The organism is Ruegeria atlantica (assembly GCF_013032455.1).
In the GTDB taxonomy this organism is placed as follows: Bacteria; Pseudomonadota; Alphaproteobacteria; order Rhodobacterales; family Rhodobacteraceae; genus Ruegeria; species Ruegeria atlantica_B.
The window spans coordinates 1-18,606 of sequence record NZ_WQCF01000011.1; the positions used below are offsets into that span (position 1 = coordinate 1).

General features: G+C 49.8%; 16 protein-coding genes. 7 read left to right on the plus strand and 9 right to left on the minus strand.

From position 1 onward, the window contains the following. Window positions 1-603: 603 nt before the first annotated feature. The 3 genes from GOW93_RS16785 to GOW93_RS16795 all read left to right on the plus strand — a co-directional run bounded on the left by GOW93_RS16785 (window position 604) and on the right by GOW93_RS16795 (window position 4,275). Window positions 604-2,331, plus strand: a complete 1,728-nt coding sequence (locus GOW93_RS16785; protein ID WP_170386876.1) for an amidohydrolase — start codon at window positions 604-606, stop codon at window positions 2,329-2,331. A gap of 43 nt (window positions 2,332-2,374) precedes the next feature. Beyond that, entirely contained in the window at window positions 2,375-2,932 is a 558-nt protein-coding gene (locus GOW93_RS16790) for a hypothetical protein (protein WP_170386878.1), read from the plus strand. 341 nt (window positions 2,933-3,273) lie between these two features. After that, complete coding sequence (locus tag GOW93_RS16795; RefSeq protein WP_170386880.1) at window positions 3,274-4,275, plus strand: helix-turn-helix domain-containing protein; 1,002 nt, start codon at window positions 3,274-3,276, stop codon at window positions 4,273-4,275. 65 nt (window positions 4,276-4,340) lie between these two features. Here GOW93_RS16795 and GOW93_RS16800 read toward each other — a convergent pair whose 3' ends face one another. The 3 genes from GOW93_RS16800 to GOW93_RS16810 form a co-directional block, all read right to left on the minus strand. After that, window positions 4,341-4,856 (minus strand): hypothetical protein, encoded by a 516-nt coding sequence (locus tag GOW93_RS16800; RefSeq protein WP_170386883.1) that lies wholly within the window; start codon window positions 4,854-4,856, stop codon window positions 4,341-4,343. Between the two features lie 231 nt (window positions 4,857-5,087). Beyond that, window positions 5,088-6,020 (minus strand): hypothetical protein, encoded by a 933-nt coding sequence (locus GOW93_RS16805; RefSeq protein ID WP_170386887.1) that lies wholly within the window; start codon window positions 6,018-6,020, stop codon window positions 5,088-5,090. A gap of 189 nt (window positions 6,021-6,209) precedes the next feature. Beyond that, complete coding sequence (locus tag GOW93_RS16810; protein ID WP_170386889.1) at window positions 6,210-6,908, minus strand: GAP family protein; 699 nt, start codon at window positions 6,906-6,908, stop codon at window positions 6,210-6,212. Between the two features lie 467 nt (window positions 6,909-7,375). Here GOW93_RS16810 and GOW93_RS16815 point away from each other — a divergent pair, with 467 nt between their 5' ends. Next, window positions 7,376-7,810, plus strand: coding sequence for a hypothetical protein (locus GOW93_RS16815; protein ID WP_170386891.1), 435 nt, complete (start codon window positions 7,376-7,378; stop codon window positions 7,808-7,810). A 171-nt stretch (window positions 7,811-7,981) separates the two neighbouring features. On the opposite strand, the gene GOW93_RS16820 is transcribed toward GOW93_RS16815, so the two are convergent. The 4 genes from GOW93_RS16820 to GOW93_RS16835 all read right to left on the minus strand — a co-directional run bounded on the left by GOW93_RS16820 (window position 7,982) and on the right by GOW93_RS16835 (window position 11,976). Next, window positions 7,982-8,425: a hypothetical protein gene (locus tag GOW93_RS16820; protein ID WP_170386893.1), complete on the minus strand. Its 444-nt coding sequence runs from the start codon at window positions 8,423-8,425 to the stop codon at window positions 7,982-7,984. Between the two features lie 109 nt (window positions 8,426-8,534). After that, window positions 8,535-9,875, minus strand: coding sequence for a mechanosensitive ion channel family protein (locus GOW93_RS16825; RefSeq protein ID WP_170386895.1), 1,341 nt, complete (start codon window positions 9,873-9,875; stop codon window positions 8,535-8,537). A 404-nt stretch (window positions 9,876-10,279) separates the two neighbouring features. Next, window positions 10,280-11,044, minus strand: a complete 765-nt coding sequence (locus tag GOW93_RS16830; RefSeq protein WP_170386897.1) for a hypothetical protein — start codon at window positions 11,042-11,044, stop codon at window positions 10,280-10,282. Then, window positions 11,041-11,976 carry a DUF3794 domain-containing protein gene (locus tag GOW93_RS16835; RefSeq protein WP_170386899.1) on the minus strand — a complete coding sequence of 312 codons (936 nt, stop codon included), beginning with the start codon at window positions 11,974-11,976 and terminating at the stop codon, window positions 11,041-11,043. The genes GOW93_RS16830 and GOW93_RS16835 overlap by 4 nt, the downstream gene beginning before the upstream one ends. Before the next feature lie 142 nt (window positions 11,977-12,118). Here GOW93_RS16835 and GOW93_RS16840 point away from each other — a divergent pair, with 142 nt between their 5' ends. Next, window positions 12,119-13,789 carry a phospholipase D family protein gene (locus tag GOW93_RS16840; RefSeq protein ID WP_170386901.1) on the plus strand — a complete coding sequence of 557 codons (1,671 nt, stop codon included), beginning with the start codon at window positions 12,119-12,121 and terminating at the stop codon, window positions 13,787-13,789. A 188-nt stretch (window positions 13,790-13,977) separates the two neighbouring features. Here GOW93_RS16840 and GOW93_RS16845 read toward each other — a convergent pair whose 3' ends face one another. Next, window positions 13,978-15,525: a hypothetical protein gene (locus tag GOW93_RS16845; RefSeq protein ID WP_170386903.1), complete on the minus strand. Its 1,548-nt coding sequence runs from the start codon at window positions 15,523-15,525 to the stop codon at window positions 13,978-13,980. Between the two features lie 543 nt (window positions 15,526-16,068). Here GOW93_RS16845 and GOW93_RS16850 point away from each other — a divergent pair. Both GOW93_RS16850 and GOW93_RS16855 read left to right on the plus strand, forming a co-directional pair. Further along, window positions 16,069-16,659, plus strand: coding sequence for an outer membrane protein (locus GOW93_RS16850; protein WP_170386905.1), 591 nt, complete (start codon window positions 16,069-16,071; stop codon window positions 16,657-16,659). A gap of 221 nt (window positions 16,660-16,880) precedes the next feature. Beyond that, a complete protein-coding gene (locus GOW93_RS16855) occupies window positions 16,881-17,528 on the plus strand; it encodes a sulfotransferase family 2 domain-containing protein (RefSeq protein WP_170386907.1) in 648 nt (215 codons plus the stop codon). A gap of 285 nt (window positions 17,529-17,813) precedes the next feature. Here the strand turns inward: GOW93_RS16855 and GOW93_RS16860 are convergent, their stop codons facing one another. After that, window positions 17,814-18,479, minus strand: coding sequence for a YrbL family protein (locus tag GOW93_RS16860; RefSeq protein WP_170386909.1), 666 nt, complete (start codon window positions 18,477-18,479; stop codon window positions 17,814-17,816). Window positions 18,480-18,606 lie beyond the last annotated feature (127 nt).

The window sequence follows — 18,606 nt, forward strand, 5'->3', positions numbered from 1 at the left end:
GAGCAGCCCGGTAGCTCGTCAGGCTCATAACCTGAAGGTCAGAGGTTCAAATCCTCTCCCCGCAACCAAAATAAACTACATTATTACAACACGCTAGCGCCCCAACAGGCGCTTTCCGCGTTTTGGACGCTTACCCCTGTGCTACAGCGAACGAAACGCACGCGCATAGGCGAGAAGACTGCGGGAAGCGGCGGGTCACCTAAAAGCATGGCGCGGATACGAACCTGACGGCAAAGGGCCTTCTTCCGTATGGCTGGACGAAGGAGCTGGACCGGGTACTATCCGGTGAGTTTGAGATTTCTGCGCCGTCAGGCTCTGCTCCCCTCAGCGCATTTTGTGACGCATCTGCTTTGCACCCAGGTGAAACTTCTACTTTGATAAAACACCTGCGTACCTCAGTTCACACCGGCACCATCTGCACTAAAGCAGTTCGCCGATTGGTGGGAAAATCGGCCGATCCACACTGTTTACCTGAGTCTAAAGTTGGTTTGCGACTGAGCTCTTTGAAAAACGCATAGGAAGCTAAGCGAAGAAATTTATTTGACATGCATATATTATGTTTCATTTTTATCTAATAAATTTTTTTGGTTGGGAGTGTGAGTAATGAAGTGGATGACGATAACAATCGGTTTGCTAACAGCTTTCGCCTCAAACTCAGTTGCTCAAACGGCTCGCCTAAACCCTACAACGGACTATGCGCTCATTAATGGCGCAATCCACACTATGGATGAGGCTGGAACCGTTGCCGAAGCCATCGGGATTACAGGAAACGAGATCGTTTATGTCGGCGACGCGGCGGGTCTTGCGAATGTTATTGGGATCGGCACTGAGGTAATCGATCTGGAAGGCAATATGGTGCTGCCAGGCTTTGTGGAGGGGCATATGCACCCCACGGCCGGAGCGCTGATTATGCGTGGTGTGGACCTCCAGATCGACAGCATCGACGGGATCCTTGAGCGCGTGCGCACCTATGCCGAAGAAAACCCGGAACTGCCAATTATCCATGGATACGGTGTGCGGCTTCACCTTTGGGATGACGGCTACGGCACGAAAGAGATGCTTGATGAGATTGACGCCGACCGGCCGATCTTCCTCTGGGGAGTGGACGGACACCAAGCCTGGGTAAACTCCAAAGCCTTCGAAATCGCCGGGATCGACGAAAACACACCCGAAACGGTACCAGGTTTTTCGTTCTTCCGCAGAAACGAGGACGGCACGCCCGCCGGTTGGATTGTCGAAGTTCCAGCACAGATGCAGGTGCTCTCGAAACTGATAGATCTAAATATTGATTACACCAAGACGGGGGTTCGTGAATGGTTGCCCCGGTTCGCTGCGGCAGGGATCACTACAGCACATGACTACGGCATTCAGGGCCTCGGGCAAGACGAAGGCTTTCAGCTCATGACAGACTTAGCAGCGTCCGGAGAGCTTCCGATCCGGGTTCAGGGCAATTTCTATTGGAATGACCCGAACCTCGACCCGATCCCGCCGCTTGAGGCGATGCGAGAGCAATTCGACACCGATCTTGTGTCCGCGCGAGGTCTCAAGATAAATATGGACGGTGGGGATGATGCCTATAGCGCCCTCTACACTGAGCCTTACAGTGACAACCCGGATGCCTCCCCCAACCCAATCATCCCGTTTGACACCCTGAACGAGACGGTGCTGCGCGCGGATGCTGCTGGCATTAATGTAGTGTGCCATTGTTTCGGGGATGCCGCAGTTCGAGCGGTCTTGGATGCGATCGAACTGGCGATCTCGCAAAACCCGCCGCGCGACCGGCGCAACGTAATTAGCCATGCGATGCTCGTTCATCCCGATGATATTCCGCGTTTTGCGGAACTTGATGTCACGTGGGATTCCACCGGTGCCTGGATGAGTCTTGATCCAGCTCTGCAAAGTGTAACCGTGCAGCGCCTTGGCGATGAGCGGGTGAAGCAGTATTCCCCAATGCGTGCGATTGCAAAGGCGGGTGGAAACGTGTCCTTGGGCTCGGACTGGCCGGCCGCTGGCTACATCTCGGAATACCGCCCACTGGTGGCGATCCGCACTGCGGTGATGCGTCAGCTTCCTGGTCGCGACGATGTCCCACCGCTGGGTGGCGAAGAGGCGCGTGTGCCGATAGACCTCGCAATTCGCGCGAACACGATCAACGCGGCCTACGGGATGGGTAAAGACCACGAAATTGGCAGCATCGAAGTTGGCAAACTCGCGGATTTGGTGGTGCTTTCAGAGAACCTCTACGAAATCGACCCAAGCACGATCCACGATGTCGAAGTGCTCTACACTATCATGGACGGCAATCTGACGTGGGATCATACAAAACAATAAAAAGCCTCTATTCTGGAATTCAGCCTCCGAAAGGAGAATAGAAATGAAGCATGTTTATAAAGCTTTTCTGGCTGTGTTTTTGCTGTTTGGCGCGGCAGGACAATCCTTGGCCTGCGGTAACCCGATGCTTTGGGCTCTTCTTTTTGAACACCATCCGGCGGCCAAGGTTGCTTTTCAGGCGGACTTAGACGCTAGGAAAGCCGGAATTGTTCAAGCAAGACCATTCTTGAGAAGGCCAGGCGTTTCGTACCATTCGTGGTCCATCAAGTCATTGAATAAGCTTGCGCAAGAAATGGCTCCTGCAATCTCTGCAAATTTGCAAAAAGGAGAGACATTTACTGTACTTTTGGCCATCGAGGTTGCTGCCATACGCTTTTACGCTGGTGATAAGGCACCAGAGATCATTTCAGCTTCCGAGATTAAGACCATCTCCGACTACGACGTCACGACTACAGTGAATGTGCTACATTCAGGCTGGCGGCATTCTCTCGCTTATGAAGCAATGGTCGAAAACGATCTCTTAGTTTTGGCCACTCCTGAGGCAGGGGAAACGGTTGCCAGTCTTTTCGACACAATGCCCAATGCTTCGCTGCGCCCCTGAAAATCTTTTGGAGAAGTGGAGCGCCCCCTTTGATTTGGACCACCGTTGTCAATGTCGCGATAAATGCTCGCCCATTCGGAAAGGCCTCGCCTGTCCCGAAGCTTCGCAGAATTGGTTGAGTTCTGATCGTTTCAATGCCGAACTTGCTGGTTGAATTGACTGGTACAATTCTTGTGGCAACAACTGCCTTTGCGCCAGAAAGAAATAGGCCAGCATCAAAACGCCTCGTACCAACGCTGGAACCTACTATTGCGTATTTTGCAATTGGCGTTGGGTTGCCGGAACTCGTAGCTCAAATAATGCCTGGTATTATAACTACTTAGCTTTTATAGGAACAACTTATGGGTGTCGACAACACGTGGCTTAGGCACTTTGCCCGAATGTTTGAAAAATGCGCGTCAGATGCCCTTGTATTTAATGCTGTGCTGAAGGGCTGTGGCTTAACGCGCAACGATCTAAAGGAGGCTGCTGATCAGATTGACCCCTATAAAGAAGGCCAATTTGTTCGTTTGGCTTGCGACCAGTTGAAGAACCCGGCGTTTGCCACAATGGCAGGTTTAGCATTTAACTCACCGCGCGACATCGTTTGGTACATCGCAAAATATTCACGAAACCTAAAAGAAGCTATTGAAAACGCGTCGCATTATGGTGCGTTGGTTGATGATACTATTGACTACAGTCTGGTTTTGTCAGGAAATCATGCTTCGCTCCAGATGCACATTACTGACGGGGGGCTGGTCAAGTACCATCGTCGGACTGAGTTTCTTGTTTTCTCGGTAATCTCGTTGATGCGTTTGGTTGTGAATGCTCCTCTCCAACCACTGGAAGTTCGGTTCCAACACATGGTCAAATCAGCAGGACCCGAAATTCAAAGGTTGGCGGGATGCAGGGTTGCCTTTGATTCCGAAAAGACTGAACTCATCCTGTCGTTATCATCTCTCGATCTTCCCATTCCAAGCTATGATCCAGCTCTCAAAGAACACTTGATTGACTACGGCGACAAACTTTTGAAGGAAAGGGGCGGGTGTACGCCAAGTACTCGTAGCAAGGTTGAATCACTGCTATTGAACTCGTTGCCTGGACAAATTCCCAGCGCTCAAGAAGTGGCCGCAAGTCTCGGGCTCAGCACACGATCGCTGTCGCGTCGCCTAAATGAAGAAGGTTTGAGTTTTCGTGGTATTGTAAGCAATATCAGGTGTGATCTTGCGAAGACGTATCTCAAGGACGGGTTCGGCATCGGAGAAGTTGCGTTCTATCTGGGTTTTGCCGACCAGCCCGCATTCTCCACCGCATTCAAGCGTTGGACCGATTTAACACCGCGTGAATTTCAAAGACAAAACTAAGCCAATGTGACGCCCCGCCTTTTGCCTTTTCAGTTGAACCACGCCTGAGATACGCTTCTATTTCACTAGTGCGCGACTGACGATACCTGGGTGATTACACAGTCCGAAATTTGTGGCGCTTTCCACAGGACAAGTTCATTTGGTTCACCTTTTTCGATAACCATTGCGACAGCGCTTTTGGGGATGCTGGTCGCAAGGATGATCGGAGTTTTGGCTGTTAAACCATGACATCCAATTGCATAGTCCAATGCTGCATCAAAGTTTGTCGTCCAGGACAACCCAACTTCTTTCCCCAGCTTTTGACCGCGAAAAACCGAAATTTCTCTGGGTAGCTGATGCCACTCCGCCGTTGGACTCCAGCATGACCTTCGTTTCTCGGCGTCCATTGCGTGAACGAACATGGTGTGGTCAATTTTTTCGAACCCACCCCATAAACCCTGCAACAAGGGCCAGAAATCTGCGCTGGAGATTTCATTTTCAAGCAACATTTCGACAACAGCATCTGCGCGCTGATCGGCTTCATAGTGTCTGTTCAAATGCATGTTGATTACTTCGACGGCACTGACTGCTTCGGTCTTCATGACTGACGCTCCAATTCTATCTCTGTAACTTGCAAAGCACCTTGTGTGGCGCTGTCATCCAATATTGGTGGCGATCATTCATTCACTCATTTGAATTCCAGCCAAAAGTTTTTCTTTTTCGGCCAAAGCGAGGTGAAGCGGCGCGCATCCATGATTGATCAAGGTTGGATCGCAGTGATCTTCACTTGCGACAGCGACTTTTGGTTTGTTCAGAAAACTCTGACAGCAGCACTAAAATCTGAGACCAAGTCCTATAGAAAAGCCGTCGAAGTTTTCTGCAATAACACCGTTCAGCATTATTCGCCCAGCTTTGATGGCAGGAAGGCCAATTTGGCTCGTGTCTAACTCGACACCAACGCCTGCGGTTGCAAGCCAATCCGTATCCAGAACCTCAGCGGCGTCCCCGTGGTAATACACTAACCCCGCATCCAGCACGAGTTGGGTCGAGAGATTGAAGACTTTCACATTCTTCAATGGATAGCGGTGGCGTGAAAAAAACGTTGTCTGGTTGGAATTTGCTTTGGCGTCCCCAGCCTGTGGTTCATCGATTGGATGAAATTCAAGGAATGTTTGGCGAAATCGATATTCAGCTTGCCAAGGACCGTATCTGGCTTCCCGATAGACTCCGACAGACGCACCTACGCCAAATGCATTCAAATCACCATCGATTGGGTCAGTTGACCCTGAACTGACTGGCAAAATTGGAAAGTCAATTATCGAAGCGTCTGCCGTAACATGGCCGAGCGACACATGTCCGACGGGACGAAAGTGCCAGTCATTACCCAAAGGAAACTCCCAGCCTATTCCAAGGGTGGCTGCAACGCTCGCCCAAGTAACGTCCACGTCAACGCCAGGTGCGATTTCTGGGAAGAATACAACTGGGTTGTACACTTGATAAGCCACCAGCCCTTCAAGATAGAGGCCGTTTTCCAGAGGATGAAAGCCACCCCGAAGTTGAGTTGATCGCAGGCTGTTGGTGTCGCCTGATGCCCTTAGAAAAGAGAACGAAGACAGTGTCTCATTCGGCGTTGCGGCAATGCTCAAGACCGAAAGTGCTGCACGTGCCGCTGCCTCAGACGCATCCGGATCAACAGTTTGCGCGGTCGAAGAAGATGTAAAACCTACAATCCCAATCGACAAGCAAACCTGTGTCGCTTTCAGCATTAGGTGATCACATACTTGGCGCACGGCACACTTCCACGTGCTCTTTCTAGAATGTGTAGGCACGAGTTTCGGTACCTGTAAAGAGTGTCCTGATCGGAGCCAAAAGGCTGTTTTTATTCACGAGTAATATCTCGACATGAAAAACGAGACTAAGAAGTAGAAAATGGTTTCCTGGCAGAAAAATTGGCATCAAATCAAACCGGATCCAGTCAGAAAATATTTGACGGCATCAATTATGAACGCCAATCCCAAGAGGCCGAACAAAAGCGGGACAAGCCACGACGCTGTGGTGCTTATAAACTGGTTGAGCGCTTTCAATTTGTCCAAAATTGAATTTCCCGCAAGAGCATATGCAAGTGGAATCAGCGCAAACGGAAGCGCATACAGAAGGTTATAGATCAGCAAACCTAGGGGTTTGGATTGAACGTTAAATCGGAACATCTCATTGATGAATCCGAAGTAAGGTACGGCAAATGGCATCCCTACAACACATAGTGTCGCGCCCATTAGGAAGGATGGCAGCACACCGTCCTTCTGCTGGCTCGCCTGGGATCGGGCCGATTGTTTGTCCATTTCGGCACTTGTGCTCACCCTAAAAGCGAGGCCGAGCAGAACTAAGCCGAGAAGTAAGCCAATGATGAAATTGATACGCGTCGGATTCACGAACCCCTCGACGACAAAGTCCACTACTGGAGCGAGCAGTTCCGCAAGCCCGTAGACTATAAGAACCCCCATCACAAAGTACGCGATCGTATGACCTAAGATAAGCGCGTAACTATTTGCAATCGGTCGGCGCCCTGTCAGGGCAAAAGCCGTCGCAGCCAGAAGGACCGGACTGACTACGTCAACCAACAGAATAGGTATTCCAACCACCCAAATGTCACTCATTCTCTGTCCCGTTCAATCGGTCTTTTGTCTAACTTGGAAACCTCGACGTTTATTCCTTTGCCTGTTTCCACTTCCGCGAAAGATTAAGGCGGAAAGACATTGTGGACATTGGCCTAATCCCACGTTCCCTCCTCCCTCCGCAAAGCTTTCAGTCTAATTTGATGACCTTAGATGGCCAGTTTATCCATCTTTCTTTTCTCTGCAAATTCTCAGCGTCCTAAGTCTCCGAACACGGACGTAGTTTCCTTTTTGTGTAGCTATCCTGCAGTGGCACCCTCAAGGCGATGCAGCCCCAATTCAGAATGAAACAGGGTATTCGAAAATATGGTGGTGGGTGGCAAGTCAAGCTGTCCGGTTTTCCCGCAAGCAAATTGTTGTAATTTACAGTTACGCTACAGTAGGAAACCTGCTGTTTGCAGTCGCTCTTTCCCACTTCTGTTTTGTGAAAACGGAAACAGGAGCGAAAAATGTCTCAATTCAAACTTCTGGAGATCTTAAGGGATCAATATCCTTCAACCACTGCTGCTGCTCATAATCTTGTGCTGAAGGCATCAGAACTGAGGCTTGCCCGTGAAAACCAAATCTGGATTGCCTTTCAAGGCTCCAACAAAGCACAAGTCGCGTTCGAAAACGCAATGTGGGAAGCCTTACTTTGGGCAGCTCGGGAATCCAGAGAAACGAGCCCAGAGCGATTGTTCAAATTCATGGCCAATTTTTTCGCTCAGTTTGCACTGGCTTGCCCTAGCTGGAATAGCGCGTTGCCTAAGGTAACGGACTATTTGCTTGAGGCCAGTGAAAAAGAGGCGTCCATGCTGGTCGACGCGCTTGCTCAGGTTAAAGGAGAGCATTTGGTAGTTAGAGGCGTTGGTCGACCAGAGCTTGGGCTTTCACTCCAGGCTTGATTATCCAGACTTTGGACGACGAAACCAGTGTCGAGCTAAACCATATTGCCGTCCGGCAGGAATTCTATGCAACGAGATTGCATGAGTCTGTCGGGCGTTTTCAGTCCAACATGCTGGATTTTGCTGTAGCAACCATTGTTGCGAAGGTTCAGCACAATACTTCGAAGCAACTTACGAGCGGTACGCATTCCTTGCACGGTCGTACTTAGACATCATATGCGTCACTGCTATTGCTGCCAGCCAAATCGCGGATGAGCCAAGTTTATCGACGGCCGCAATTGGTAATACCAGAAACCCAAACAGAATTGACACCAAGTCGCTCGCCTGCCATCCGTCGTCAAGGATATCGGGAAGCAAACCTAGTAGGCTTCCGCAGGCACCCGCAACCAGAGTTGAAATCAGCCCCCCTAAGAGAGCTAAAACCCATCCACCAAAACCATTACGACCGAACATTGAAGCAAGCAAATAACCCATTATCGCACCACCCAGTGTCATTGCGATAACGTAGCGAACGACAAGGCCTAAGTTTTCTTTTGCCCAGTCATCTTGCAAACCCTGTGGGAGGTCTCGGGACAGAAACAGCAGAAATAAGCTTCCACCGATCAGTGCCATCATGAGTGTTGATACCAATCTTGGGGTCTTATTTTTTGAATGAGCGGTAGGCATTAAAATAATCCATTTCGAGAGCGTACACGCATTAGATCAAAAAATGGTCCAGTGTATTTCATTCGTCCGGCGAAGCTGCTTCTTTGGTGTGGACATGCACGTCCATTTGCGGAAACGCGATATTGATGCCCTCTTTCTGCAAGCGGGTTTTGCCAATCTCTGTCAAGTCCCACAGAACATCCCAGTAATCATCGGTTCGAACCCATGGTCTGCAATAAATGTTTACTGACGACGGACCCAATTCACCGACAAATATCCGCGTTTCCGGATTCTTCAGGCAACGTTTGTCTGCTTTCACCATCTCAGCAAGGGTGGCTTTGGCACGCTCAATATCATCTGCGTATCCAATTCCAAAAACAAGATCGACGCGCCGCACTCGGTACTTGGTAAGGTTCTCCATCGACCCCTGCCAGATGGACTGGTTTGGGATCTGTACCAACCGATTGTCAAAAGTTCTGAGCTTTGTTGAAATTATGTTTACGTCGACGACCGTTCCAATCGTTTGATTGATCGATATAATATCACCCTTTGAATAAGGGTTTGTTGCTTGGAGTAAAAAACCGCCAATCACGCTTTGAAATAAATTCTGCAGCATGAATGCAATAAGGAACCCAAGACCACCGACAATGGCAGTTGTGACGCCAATATTTACACCAAGCCCCCACAAGGCGAAAAACAAGCCAAGAACAAGAATGCTCCAGCGAATGACGTTCGGTATGACAACTGCCGCGATTTCATTTTCTTCGTTACGGCCGTGAAGCCATCTGCTCGATACTCTTTTAAAAATCCCGCTGAGAAGGAAAGCAAAGACCAAAACTATGATAGCTTGAAAAAGTCCGCTTAACGCCCTGATCCCGCCCCTGCCTGACACCACCCAGTCCCATGACAGATGGGCAATGGCTGACCACTGGTATGAAAGCAAAAGCTCACCTATAAAGCCCTTGATAAACCCTTCGTGCTTTTTCAATTCTTCTTCAGGGCCGCCTTTTCGTCCCAGAGCGTAAACAACAATGATGTAGTTCTGAAGGTCGCCGATGTTTTTTTGGTTCGTCGCCTTTATCTCGTCAACGAGTTCAGGAACCTGTTCATCGGCGACAGTTTCCAGCTGCGTTAAACCCTCGGCTATTCTAGCGAGGTTCGTTTGAACCCGGCGCTGCCAGATATCTGCTATCTCTGTAAGATCGTCTACTCCTAAGGCAACTACGTGCCGAGAGAGTACGTCTTCGCCCACATTTGCCTCGCTCGCGATCGCAACTGAGTTTTGGTACGGGTCCGAGTGAGCGAGTTGCTGTGCTTTGGCTGTTCCCAAAATCAGCAGCAGAATTAACGCGACAGACAATACCGTAGCACCAATAGAAGCAGCTGCTCTGGTGATATTGTGAAAACGGAAATGCTTCATGTATCTACTCGTACAAATTCCAGTCTATTGTGGCACACAATGGTATGGTTTCTGCAAGAATTACTGTTTAAACAGTCAATGCCTTTGCGGTTCAGATGACGTTTATCATTTCTTCAGCCGCCAGCGACAAACGGCTCTTTGTTTTGTTCCATCAAAGTTAGAGTAGCATAGATCGCCGGGAGCGTGTGGGCCGTTCGAATTACGCTAATGACTAGGGATTCGCATATTGGACTGCGATCAAATCCTAAGAAGGTCAGCTTTCACCGTGCTCATCGTAGTTTGCATAGCAAAAACTCAATCGATGAACGGTCGTCAAGGCACAGTATTAGTGACTGAAGTGGTCGGTTCAGACCAGAACAGATTGCGTGGAAATTACCACGTCTATTGGACGTATATGAAATCATTTACGGAGGGCCTGGAATAACCCCTTCCTCTTGCAATACGCGTAGTACCCCTATGATCGTCGCGGTACTGGTATCGACTGATCCTCTAAGATAGGCCCCCAGACCGCCATCACCAATTTCGCGGGGACCGCCGGTTTCATAAACTGGGTCTAAAGGTTCAAATTCCTCAGGGAAGGCCGGGCAAAAAGGGCGTTCGTTCAAGAAACGTCCAGCAACTTCTAGTAGGATGGCACGCAGTGCTTCGACATCTTCAACGAACCCCTCAATGTCCCGCAATTGCTCAAGGGGTTGAACGACTGCGTCTACCAACTCGTAGGTTACGCATTTTTCGCTGAACCGAGCTGTAGCTGAACCGGAAAAGTCGAAAATCCATCTGTCCGTGGGCTCGCCGCGTACAAAGATGTTTTCTCTGGTCTTGGTGCATTCAAAGAACTGTGTATCGAGTTTTCCGCTGAGAGAAACAACTTCATCTTGTGCCTCAACCACAAACTCACTGAGATTGGTGCGGCTTCCACATGAATCTAAAATTGGTTCTTCAGCAAGCAACTCGGGTAAGCGAGCCTGCAAATCACTAAAGTCAAGCACGGCTTCAATGCCTATACGTGTTGGAGAGACCGCCGTCATAACTACATTGAGACCGTAGTCAATTTCTGTTGTGCCGACGACCAGCGTATCCTCTATGTCGAACTCCGCTACTTGTGCTACCGAAGGGGATACGAAACCGATGCCGCCGAACAGAAACACCACGAAATAGGCGTGTCTCATTGTTGCCCCTCGATGATGTCGCTCAATTCCATGACGCTGAGCAGCTTGACAAGTGTCGTTGCGTCTGTGTCGATTAATCCTTGAATTTCGGCGCCGATGCCACCTTCGCCAATTTCAAGCGCTTTGACGAGCGTGGCCTGCGGTGACACCGGCTTAAGTTCCTCCGGTACTGTCAGACAGATTGGATTATCATCAAAGTAGATCTCTGCTTGTTCCAGTATTTCGGTACGCGCTCCATCAATGACACCGAATAATCTTGCGATAGCGCCCGTAAACCCGCGTGGGTTGAGGTCAAGCTCAACCATGGAAAAGCGCACACATTGGTCTTCGACAAAAGCTTCCACCTTAGCATTGGCGTCAATTTCTTGCGTCAACCAATGCCCACCCCGCTCTTCGCCCGACTCGTTGTTTCGACAAGAAAAAATTCGAACAAACAGTGATCCGCGCAGTTCGACGTGATCTTCAATCGCTTCGGTTTCAAGAATTTTGACTGAAACTTCTCGTGAACAACTATTCTCATAGATACCAGATGCCAGTTCTGGGAACCGTGCTTGGATCGCTCTGAGGTCAGCCACGAGTTTCACTTGCAAACGGGTCTCTGTTGCCGGGTTTAATCCCGCGTAAAACGCGACATTAAACGTCTCCTCGCCGATCGGTACTTTGCTGGGCAGAAGCAGTTCGATGTCGCCTTTGTATTTGGAGGGATCAATACCTTCGCCGTTTTCGGCAGCTGCCAATAGAACTTGAGGGTTCAACTCGCTTGTAGGCTTTGGTCTGTCACGCTCACAAGCGACAAGAATGCCAAACAGCAAAAACATGAACAAAACGATCAGAAGCGATCGCTTCACTTTGGTGAACATGACCGAATTGAACAACACAAGACGTCCGATCGTGCCTGTAACAATTAAGCTATAGAGATAGTATGAAACCATTGTTTAGTCGAGGAAATTTGAAAGTCTAACAAATACTTGGAACTGTTGAAACAAGGGCAGGCAATACAGAGTTCAGAGTGATCGCTTCAAGCCAGGTAACGGTCGCGGCCGGTTAACTTGAATGCGGAAATCCAGTAGTCCTATGCAAGTCCTTGAACATACACTTGTCTTTCAGTGCACTCGTGTAGCGGCGATTGACACAAGAGCGCTGGACATCGAGTTGAGTTGTTTTCGAAAAATGGCGAATGCATCATGGACGCATAAAGTGATCAGCTTTAACCGAACCGGAGGACCAATGAGGACCGCAATAAACCTCTTTGTCGTTTGCGGCCTGCTTCTGTTTGTAAGCAGCTGCACCTATGTTCCGTTCGATACTCCTAAGGAAAGCTCGCGTGCTATCTCTGCTGAAGGTACCCGCGCCGGGCGTCTAGTTTCTGACCTCACAGGTCACGATAGCCAAATACTGGCAATGGCACCCTTGTTCGACGGCAACGACGCGCTCGGGGCGCGGCTGCGAATGATAGAAACGGCGGAAAGTTCGATAGACTTGCAAACGTTTCTGATCAAACCCGATCTAGCCGGTTCATTAATGTGGTTGGCCCTGTATTCCGCAGCAGAGCGTGGGGTGAAAATCAGGCTATTGTTCGATGACGTTTTCACGACGGCAGGTGATGATCAAATCGCGACATTGAATGCCCACCCGAACGTGGAAATTCGCGTTTTCAACCCGCTCTCCCGAAATAGCACTGTGGCCGTAAATTTCCTGTTGGACTTTTCCCGAGTGAACCGCCGCATGCACAACAAAGTCACGATCACAGACGGCAGTTTTGCAATTTTAGGCGGAAGAAACATTGCGGACGAATATTTCAGTATTGGAACACAATATGACTTTGCGGACTTTGATCTCTTTGTGGCAGGCAAGCCTGTTCAAACATTGTCAAAGAGCTTTGATACGTATTGGAATGATGCCTGGTCTTTGCCTTTTGATGCCATAGACGATGGCGATATTGTTCCTCTGAGCGAGGCGTATAAACAGTTTCAGAACCGCGCTCTTGAGCAGGAAGTTGCTATTTACGATCGGGCTCTGGGATCTGAATACATAAGACAGCTCAGGAATGGTGAGGTACCTGTCTACTATGGCCGTGTAAAAATCGTTGCGGATGATCTGCAGAAACTTCGCACGCCCTCTGGAACCGGTCCCTTCGCTGTAGGGGACGCATTTTATAATAGCCTAGGGCGCGCCGAAAACAGCGTCATAGTGGTTACACCCTACTTTATTCCAGAGGAGTACGGCGCGGAGTATCTTGAGCGGCTGGTTAAAAAAGGCATTGATGTTTCGATCGTTACCAATTCTCTTGCCTCAACCAACCACCCTTACACTCACGGTCACTATGCGCGCTATCGTAAACGACTGTTGCGTGCCGGCGCTAACTTCGCTGAAGTTCGCGCGAGCGCACCGCCTTCGACGGAAGGCGTCGAAACACCGCTGACTCTACACACCAAGATCGCCTTGATTGATGAAACTTACGTTTTTGTGGGTTCTGCAAATGTTGATCCTAGGTCCATCCGGCAGAACTCGGAAATCGGAATGTTGGTACGCAGCCCAAGTCTAGCGAAACAAATCAAAACGCAGTTGGATGCGGCAGTACCGATCTACACTTATTCGGTATCGCTTAATGACGCTGGAAAATTGCAATGGGAAGATACAACTACCAAAAATAACCCGCCGCTATCCCCAGAGCCATCTGCGGGATTTTGGCGCAAATTGGTAGCTAAGGTTTCTAGTTGGTTGCCGATTGAACAACAATTGTGATGCGGACTGCAAGCCGCCGCGTTTCCAACCTTATCCATGAAGATTTTCCCGCCGGGCCCATTCTCACAGTGCAGTTTTTCAACCCGAGCCGATCTTCTTTTGGTGAAGAAATCACGGTGCTTATAAGTAATGGACAACAAGTGGAGCATGGGCTGTGATTGTTCGGCTGCAAAGTTGCCAAAGAAAGATCAGGTCTCGACGGAACGCACTCGTTTCGTGCCTTCCCGCAGCAGCTCTACCACACCAGATTCATAAGGAAGATCATCAAGATACTCTTCGAGAGAAAACTGCGTCGTAGGGAAGTTCGACAGCGCGTTCTTCGCCAATTCCGTCTCACCCGCCAAGCCGTGAATTGCTGCGATCAACAACCAATCGCTAGCAATTTCACGAGCATCAATCTGCTCCACCTTTTCCGAGGCTCTGGCATAGTTTCCGTCCTCAACGTCCCCCAAGCAAAGTGTGATATTTGTCCAGATCGGCAACAATGGATTGATGTCCAAAGCCTGCCTTACCATTTTCCCGCCTAGCTTGATATCACCAACCAGCGCAATCCAAGCACCAGCCAGCGCAATCAGCAATGCACTGTTGGGATTGGCCCGAATTGCAGCTTCAATCAAACGATTGAACCTTTGAGTGTCTTTGGTAAGTAGCGCATATATTGCGGCTGCAAATAAAGCCTCCTGACATTGAGGATCCAGAGCCACTGCCTTTTCAGCATGTGATTGCCCCTGTTCCAGAATGTCGCTCAGGCGTTTTTGGCCTAATGCCACTTCCTCCACATATCCTAGCGCCATAAGCGCGTGGGCCAGTCCACTAGCATCATCGCTCTGAATGGCTGAGCGCGCCAGATCCATCATTCGCTGTAAGCTGCCCGATCTAGAAGTGCGAACGTGGGCATGAAAAGCCAAAAGAGCTTGATAGGTGTTACTCCAGGCCAGTGAGCGTCTTGCTAAATGACCCGCGGCGTCGGCTGCGACAACCCCATAAGCATCGACCAGCTTTGTCGCGCATTGTTTCGCAATTTCTTCTTGGGCTTTGAAAGGATCAGGGGCGTCTAGATTAATATCACGCCGGTCGGCCCACAAAACAGAGCCGTCAACGGGTCGTCTTAGTTGCACAATCAAGCGCAGGTTGACCTGATCGTCCCGCACAGAACCATTCAGAATATAATCGCAAGAGGGTAAGGTTTCCGCCTTCAAACCATCTGGGTATCTGTCTGAATACCCGGTTATGACGCGGATATGAGCGAAACGCGCAAGTTCCATAGCCAGTTCCTCAGGAAATCCCTCTCGGAAAAGCTTCGCGCGAGACGTATCTGAACCGTCAAAGGAAGTGATCCCGAGAACAGGCCCCCCTTCATGGAGCACTGCAGACGACTTTTGCGGTTCGGCTTTTTGGGTGTTTGTTTCAAAAAGTGGGCGGTACTGCCCCTTAGGGACAGATATTAAAACCGGGTCGTTGTTCCCTGTTGTCAGATAATAAAGGTCCAATGCTTTTCGCAGTTTGACGGCTTCAATCCTAACGACCGGATCAGTGTTAGGATCAAATTCAGCGCCTCTTCCGAAAACATCCATTGCCAATGCAGTGCCCCGTAACTCGTCACCGCGGCCTTCAAGTTCTCGATGAACAAGGTGCTCCAGAAACGTCCTTGTTCGCGTGCTGCATGGGAAATCCTCGGACGTTGTGATGCGTTCCAGTTGTTTCAGAATATCCGCCTTATCGACATTTTCCGCCACGACTATCCCCTGCACTTTCACGAAGCAAAGTGTGTTAACAACAACTACTGTATAGCAACATGTAATTTCCTACCGTCAATCCCTCCTCCATCCCATCTTGGAGCCAAAGAAGATGTGTACGTTGGATCGAAGGAGGCTACCTATGACACACCGATGGATGATTACGGGAATTGTGACGCTTGCGGTGCTCGTGACGGTTGTTTCAAAAGTTCACAATGATGAACTAGGGCAAGAACCTCAGCATCAGTCGATTAGCGGGGCTTCGGCAATACCTGGAGTGTTGTAACCCCCGATCTAAAGGCTTTGTCCCGGGGATTCTACTCGTTCTCAGTGAGTTCTCACGTCAGTAGTAGGCACCAGCCTATGAAACTCAGAACTATTTGAAGCTCACAGCGACCTAAACTTCTCGAAACTAGTATAAAGCATTGCTGCTTCGACACGCTGGCTGCCGCATTTTAAGGTTGCGGGTCTCCCAACCTATAGCAATGGAGTGAACCTGCGCTAGTATTGAGAATGAGTTAAGTTGTTACGGAATTGATTATCATGACAATGAACACCCCTGCTATAGCTCTAATCGTTGCTGCGATTTGCCCGACAGTTTCAATGGCGGGCAATGCTGAAGTTTCTAAAGCCTCATCGTCGTTTAAAAAGCCGGCTGAACTGCCTGCATTGGGCGTTGACTGGACGGGTTTCTCCTTCGGTTTGGAGCTTGGCTATGCTCTTGATGTTGAAGGCACCAGCAGCCCGATTTACGGGGCGAAGCTGGCCTACGATTACGATTTCGGCAGTTTTACAATTGGTTACATCTTTCAATACACTCGACTAGAGCAGGACATTGACGCTGGGTTCGAACTCGTTTCATACACTCGTCTTGGTGCGCGTGGTGGCATCGACAGAGGTCTGAACTTGTTCTACGCCAGCGCTGGCTACGCTGAAATCGACACGCACGCCGCCGGCAATACGAACCCTGGCGACGGCAGCGGTTATTTCGTGAGCCTTGGCTATGAACGCTTCATTCGGGAAAAGCTCACGGTTGGGGCCGAGTTGATGTATTCTGAGTTTTCAGATTTTAATCGCGAGTTTAGAGACGTGGATCTGACTGCGCTTGCATTTTCAGTGAACTACCGGTTCTGAACCCATGCGGGTTGCTTCCCCTATTCACAACTCCGGTTCGAGTTGGGTAATATCAGGGCTGCGTAAACTACCAATGAGATGGGGGTGGGCGATGGTGCCGACATTTTGCCGATGCGCTTTTCTGCCTTCCACCGAGGTGTTTCAACGCATCAGCGTATATCGCGCCAGACCTTCGGCGCACCGCTCAGCACGCGTTATCGGCAAGGAGGCGTAGCAAATCGGTGCCAATTTATCCTGAGCTAAAGACTGTCTTCGTTCATATTCCAAAAACTGGGGGATCAACAGTCTCTACAATTTTGCGCCGTCCTAGTCACTTTAGTCTAACCAAACATGATCCTATTCCCGCGATCGACAAACACTCGTCAGTTTTTGTGAATCTTCAGCACTTGGGACCGGAGGCGGCGGGTTTCTTTAAGTTCAGTTTTGTTCGGAACCCTTGGGACCGTTTAGTCTCCGCCTATCACTATATCATAGCGCGGCGCGAGAAATTGGAATTGGTGACAAATAACGACACGTTTGAGAGCTTCTTGTCTTCATTCATTGAAGAGCCGTCGCAGTACCTTGAAATACCATATTTCAAACCCCAATCTGATTTTCTCGTGGATGACAGTGGAGAAATGCCGTTGGATTTCCTGGGTCGCTTTGAAACCTTCGAGAAAGACCTGAGCGTTGTTCTTCGGGAGATCGGCGGTCGGCGTATGTTCTTCAAGCATCGAAAAAAGTCGAAGAGGCGAGACTATCGAGACTATTATTCCGCTGAAAGCAGCAAAGCAGTCGGTGAGGTATACATCCGTGATGCTGAGAATTTCGGGTATGTTTTCAATGACGGCTTAATTCGCAAAAAAAACTTTGGTCTTCGAAAACTGTAGTCTTGGGGGCGGCAATTGCGGACAAAGTGCGGACTTGGTTCCGTTCTGACATTGGATCTTCTTCGAGTGCCGTGCGGGTAAGGTACTTGCAAATTGTCGTTTCGCTTCCAACTTTATGCCGATTTTCGGCGCGGAGAAGACACGCTCTCCATTTGCTCTATATGTCGCTCAGGCAGGCAAACAGAAATCTAGTTCCAGCTCGTTGAATGTTTAGATTGAAGAGAACTGGTCCAATCAAGGGCCATTAGCCCGCACTTCAGTTATTAATCTGCAATATTTCGAAGGTCAGCCTGAGAACGCGGGTCTTCTGACCTGATTGGCCTGCGCCAGCGCCTCCTCGGCTCGACCGACTATCACCTTGCGCACCCGGTTCAGGCCATAGGCGTTTATCAGGCTCGAGCACTTCCGCAGGGGCAAAGCCTGCTTACACCCAAAGCTGTCCACCCAGACGAACCTGCCCAGGCGGGCTCCCTGAGTCTGGAACACGATGTTGCTTAGGTTCTTGTTGCTAACCACGACATGGTTATCGATCAGCGTATCGAAGAAAGTGTGCAATAACGTCAAGTGCCAGGACGCGAGGTGACCTTCATCGATCATCTGCCTCAGCGTCGGAGGCAGATTTCCATCGGGGTCCGAGATGCGCTCGTAGACCAATCCCAACCCGAGGTCGGTTGGAACCGTTCCGTGAACCTCGCAGATCGGCAATTGTACTCCAGGCTGCTGCACACGGGCCTTTAGCTCGAGGTACTCGCGGAACTCCCGCACAAAGCCCTTGTACATGGTTGCTCGGCGAAATCGGCGCTCGATCCGGTTTGTGTTTGGGATATGGCCATGATCGTCGAAAGTACCCGGCTGCGGCACTTTCACAATAAGAGCCGGGTCGCTCGGATGAGCATAGACATACTGACGGTTACCCTTTGCAAGCACGGGCTCGGCGCTCAACCTTAGCATATTTCATCTCATTGGGCTGTGGATAAGGAGCATGATATCGTATCTTCGAAACAAAAAAAGTGGGTGGGCCTGGATGGCACAATCTGTGTTGCATCGATATTAGCGCCTCATCTGCTCGTTTTAAACA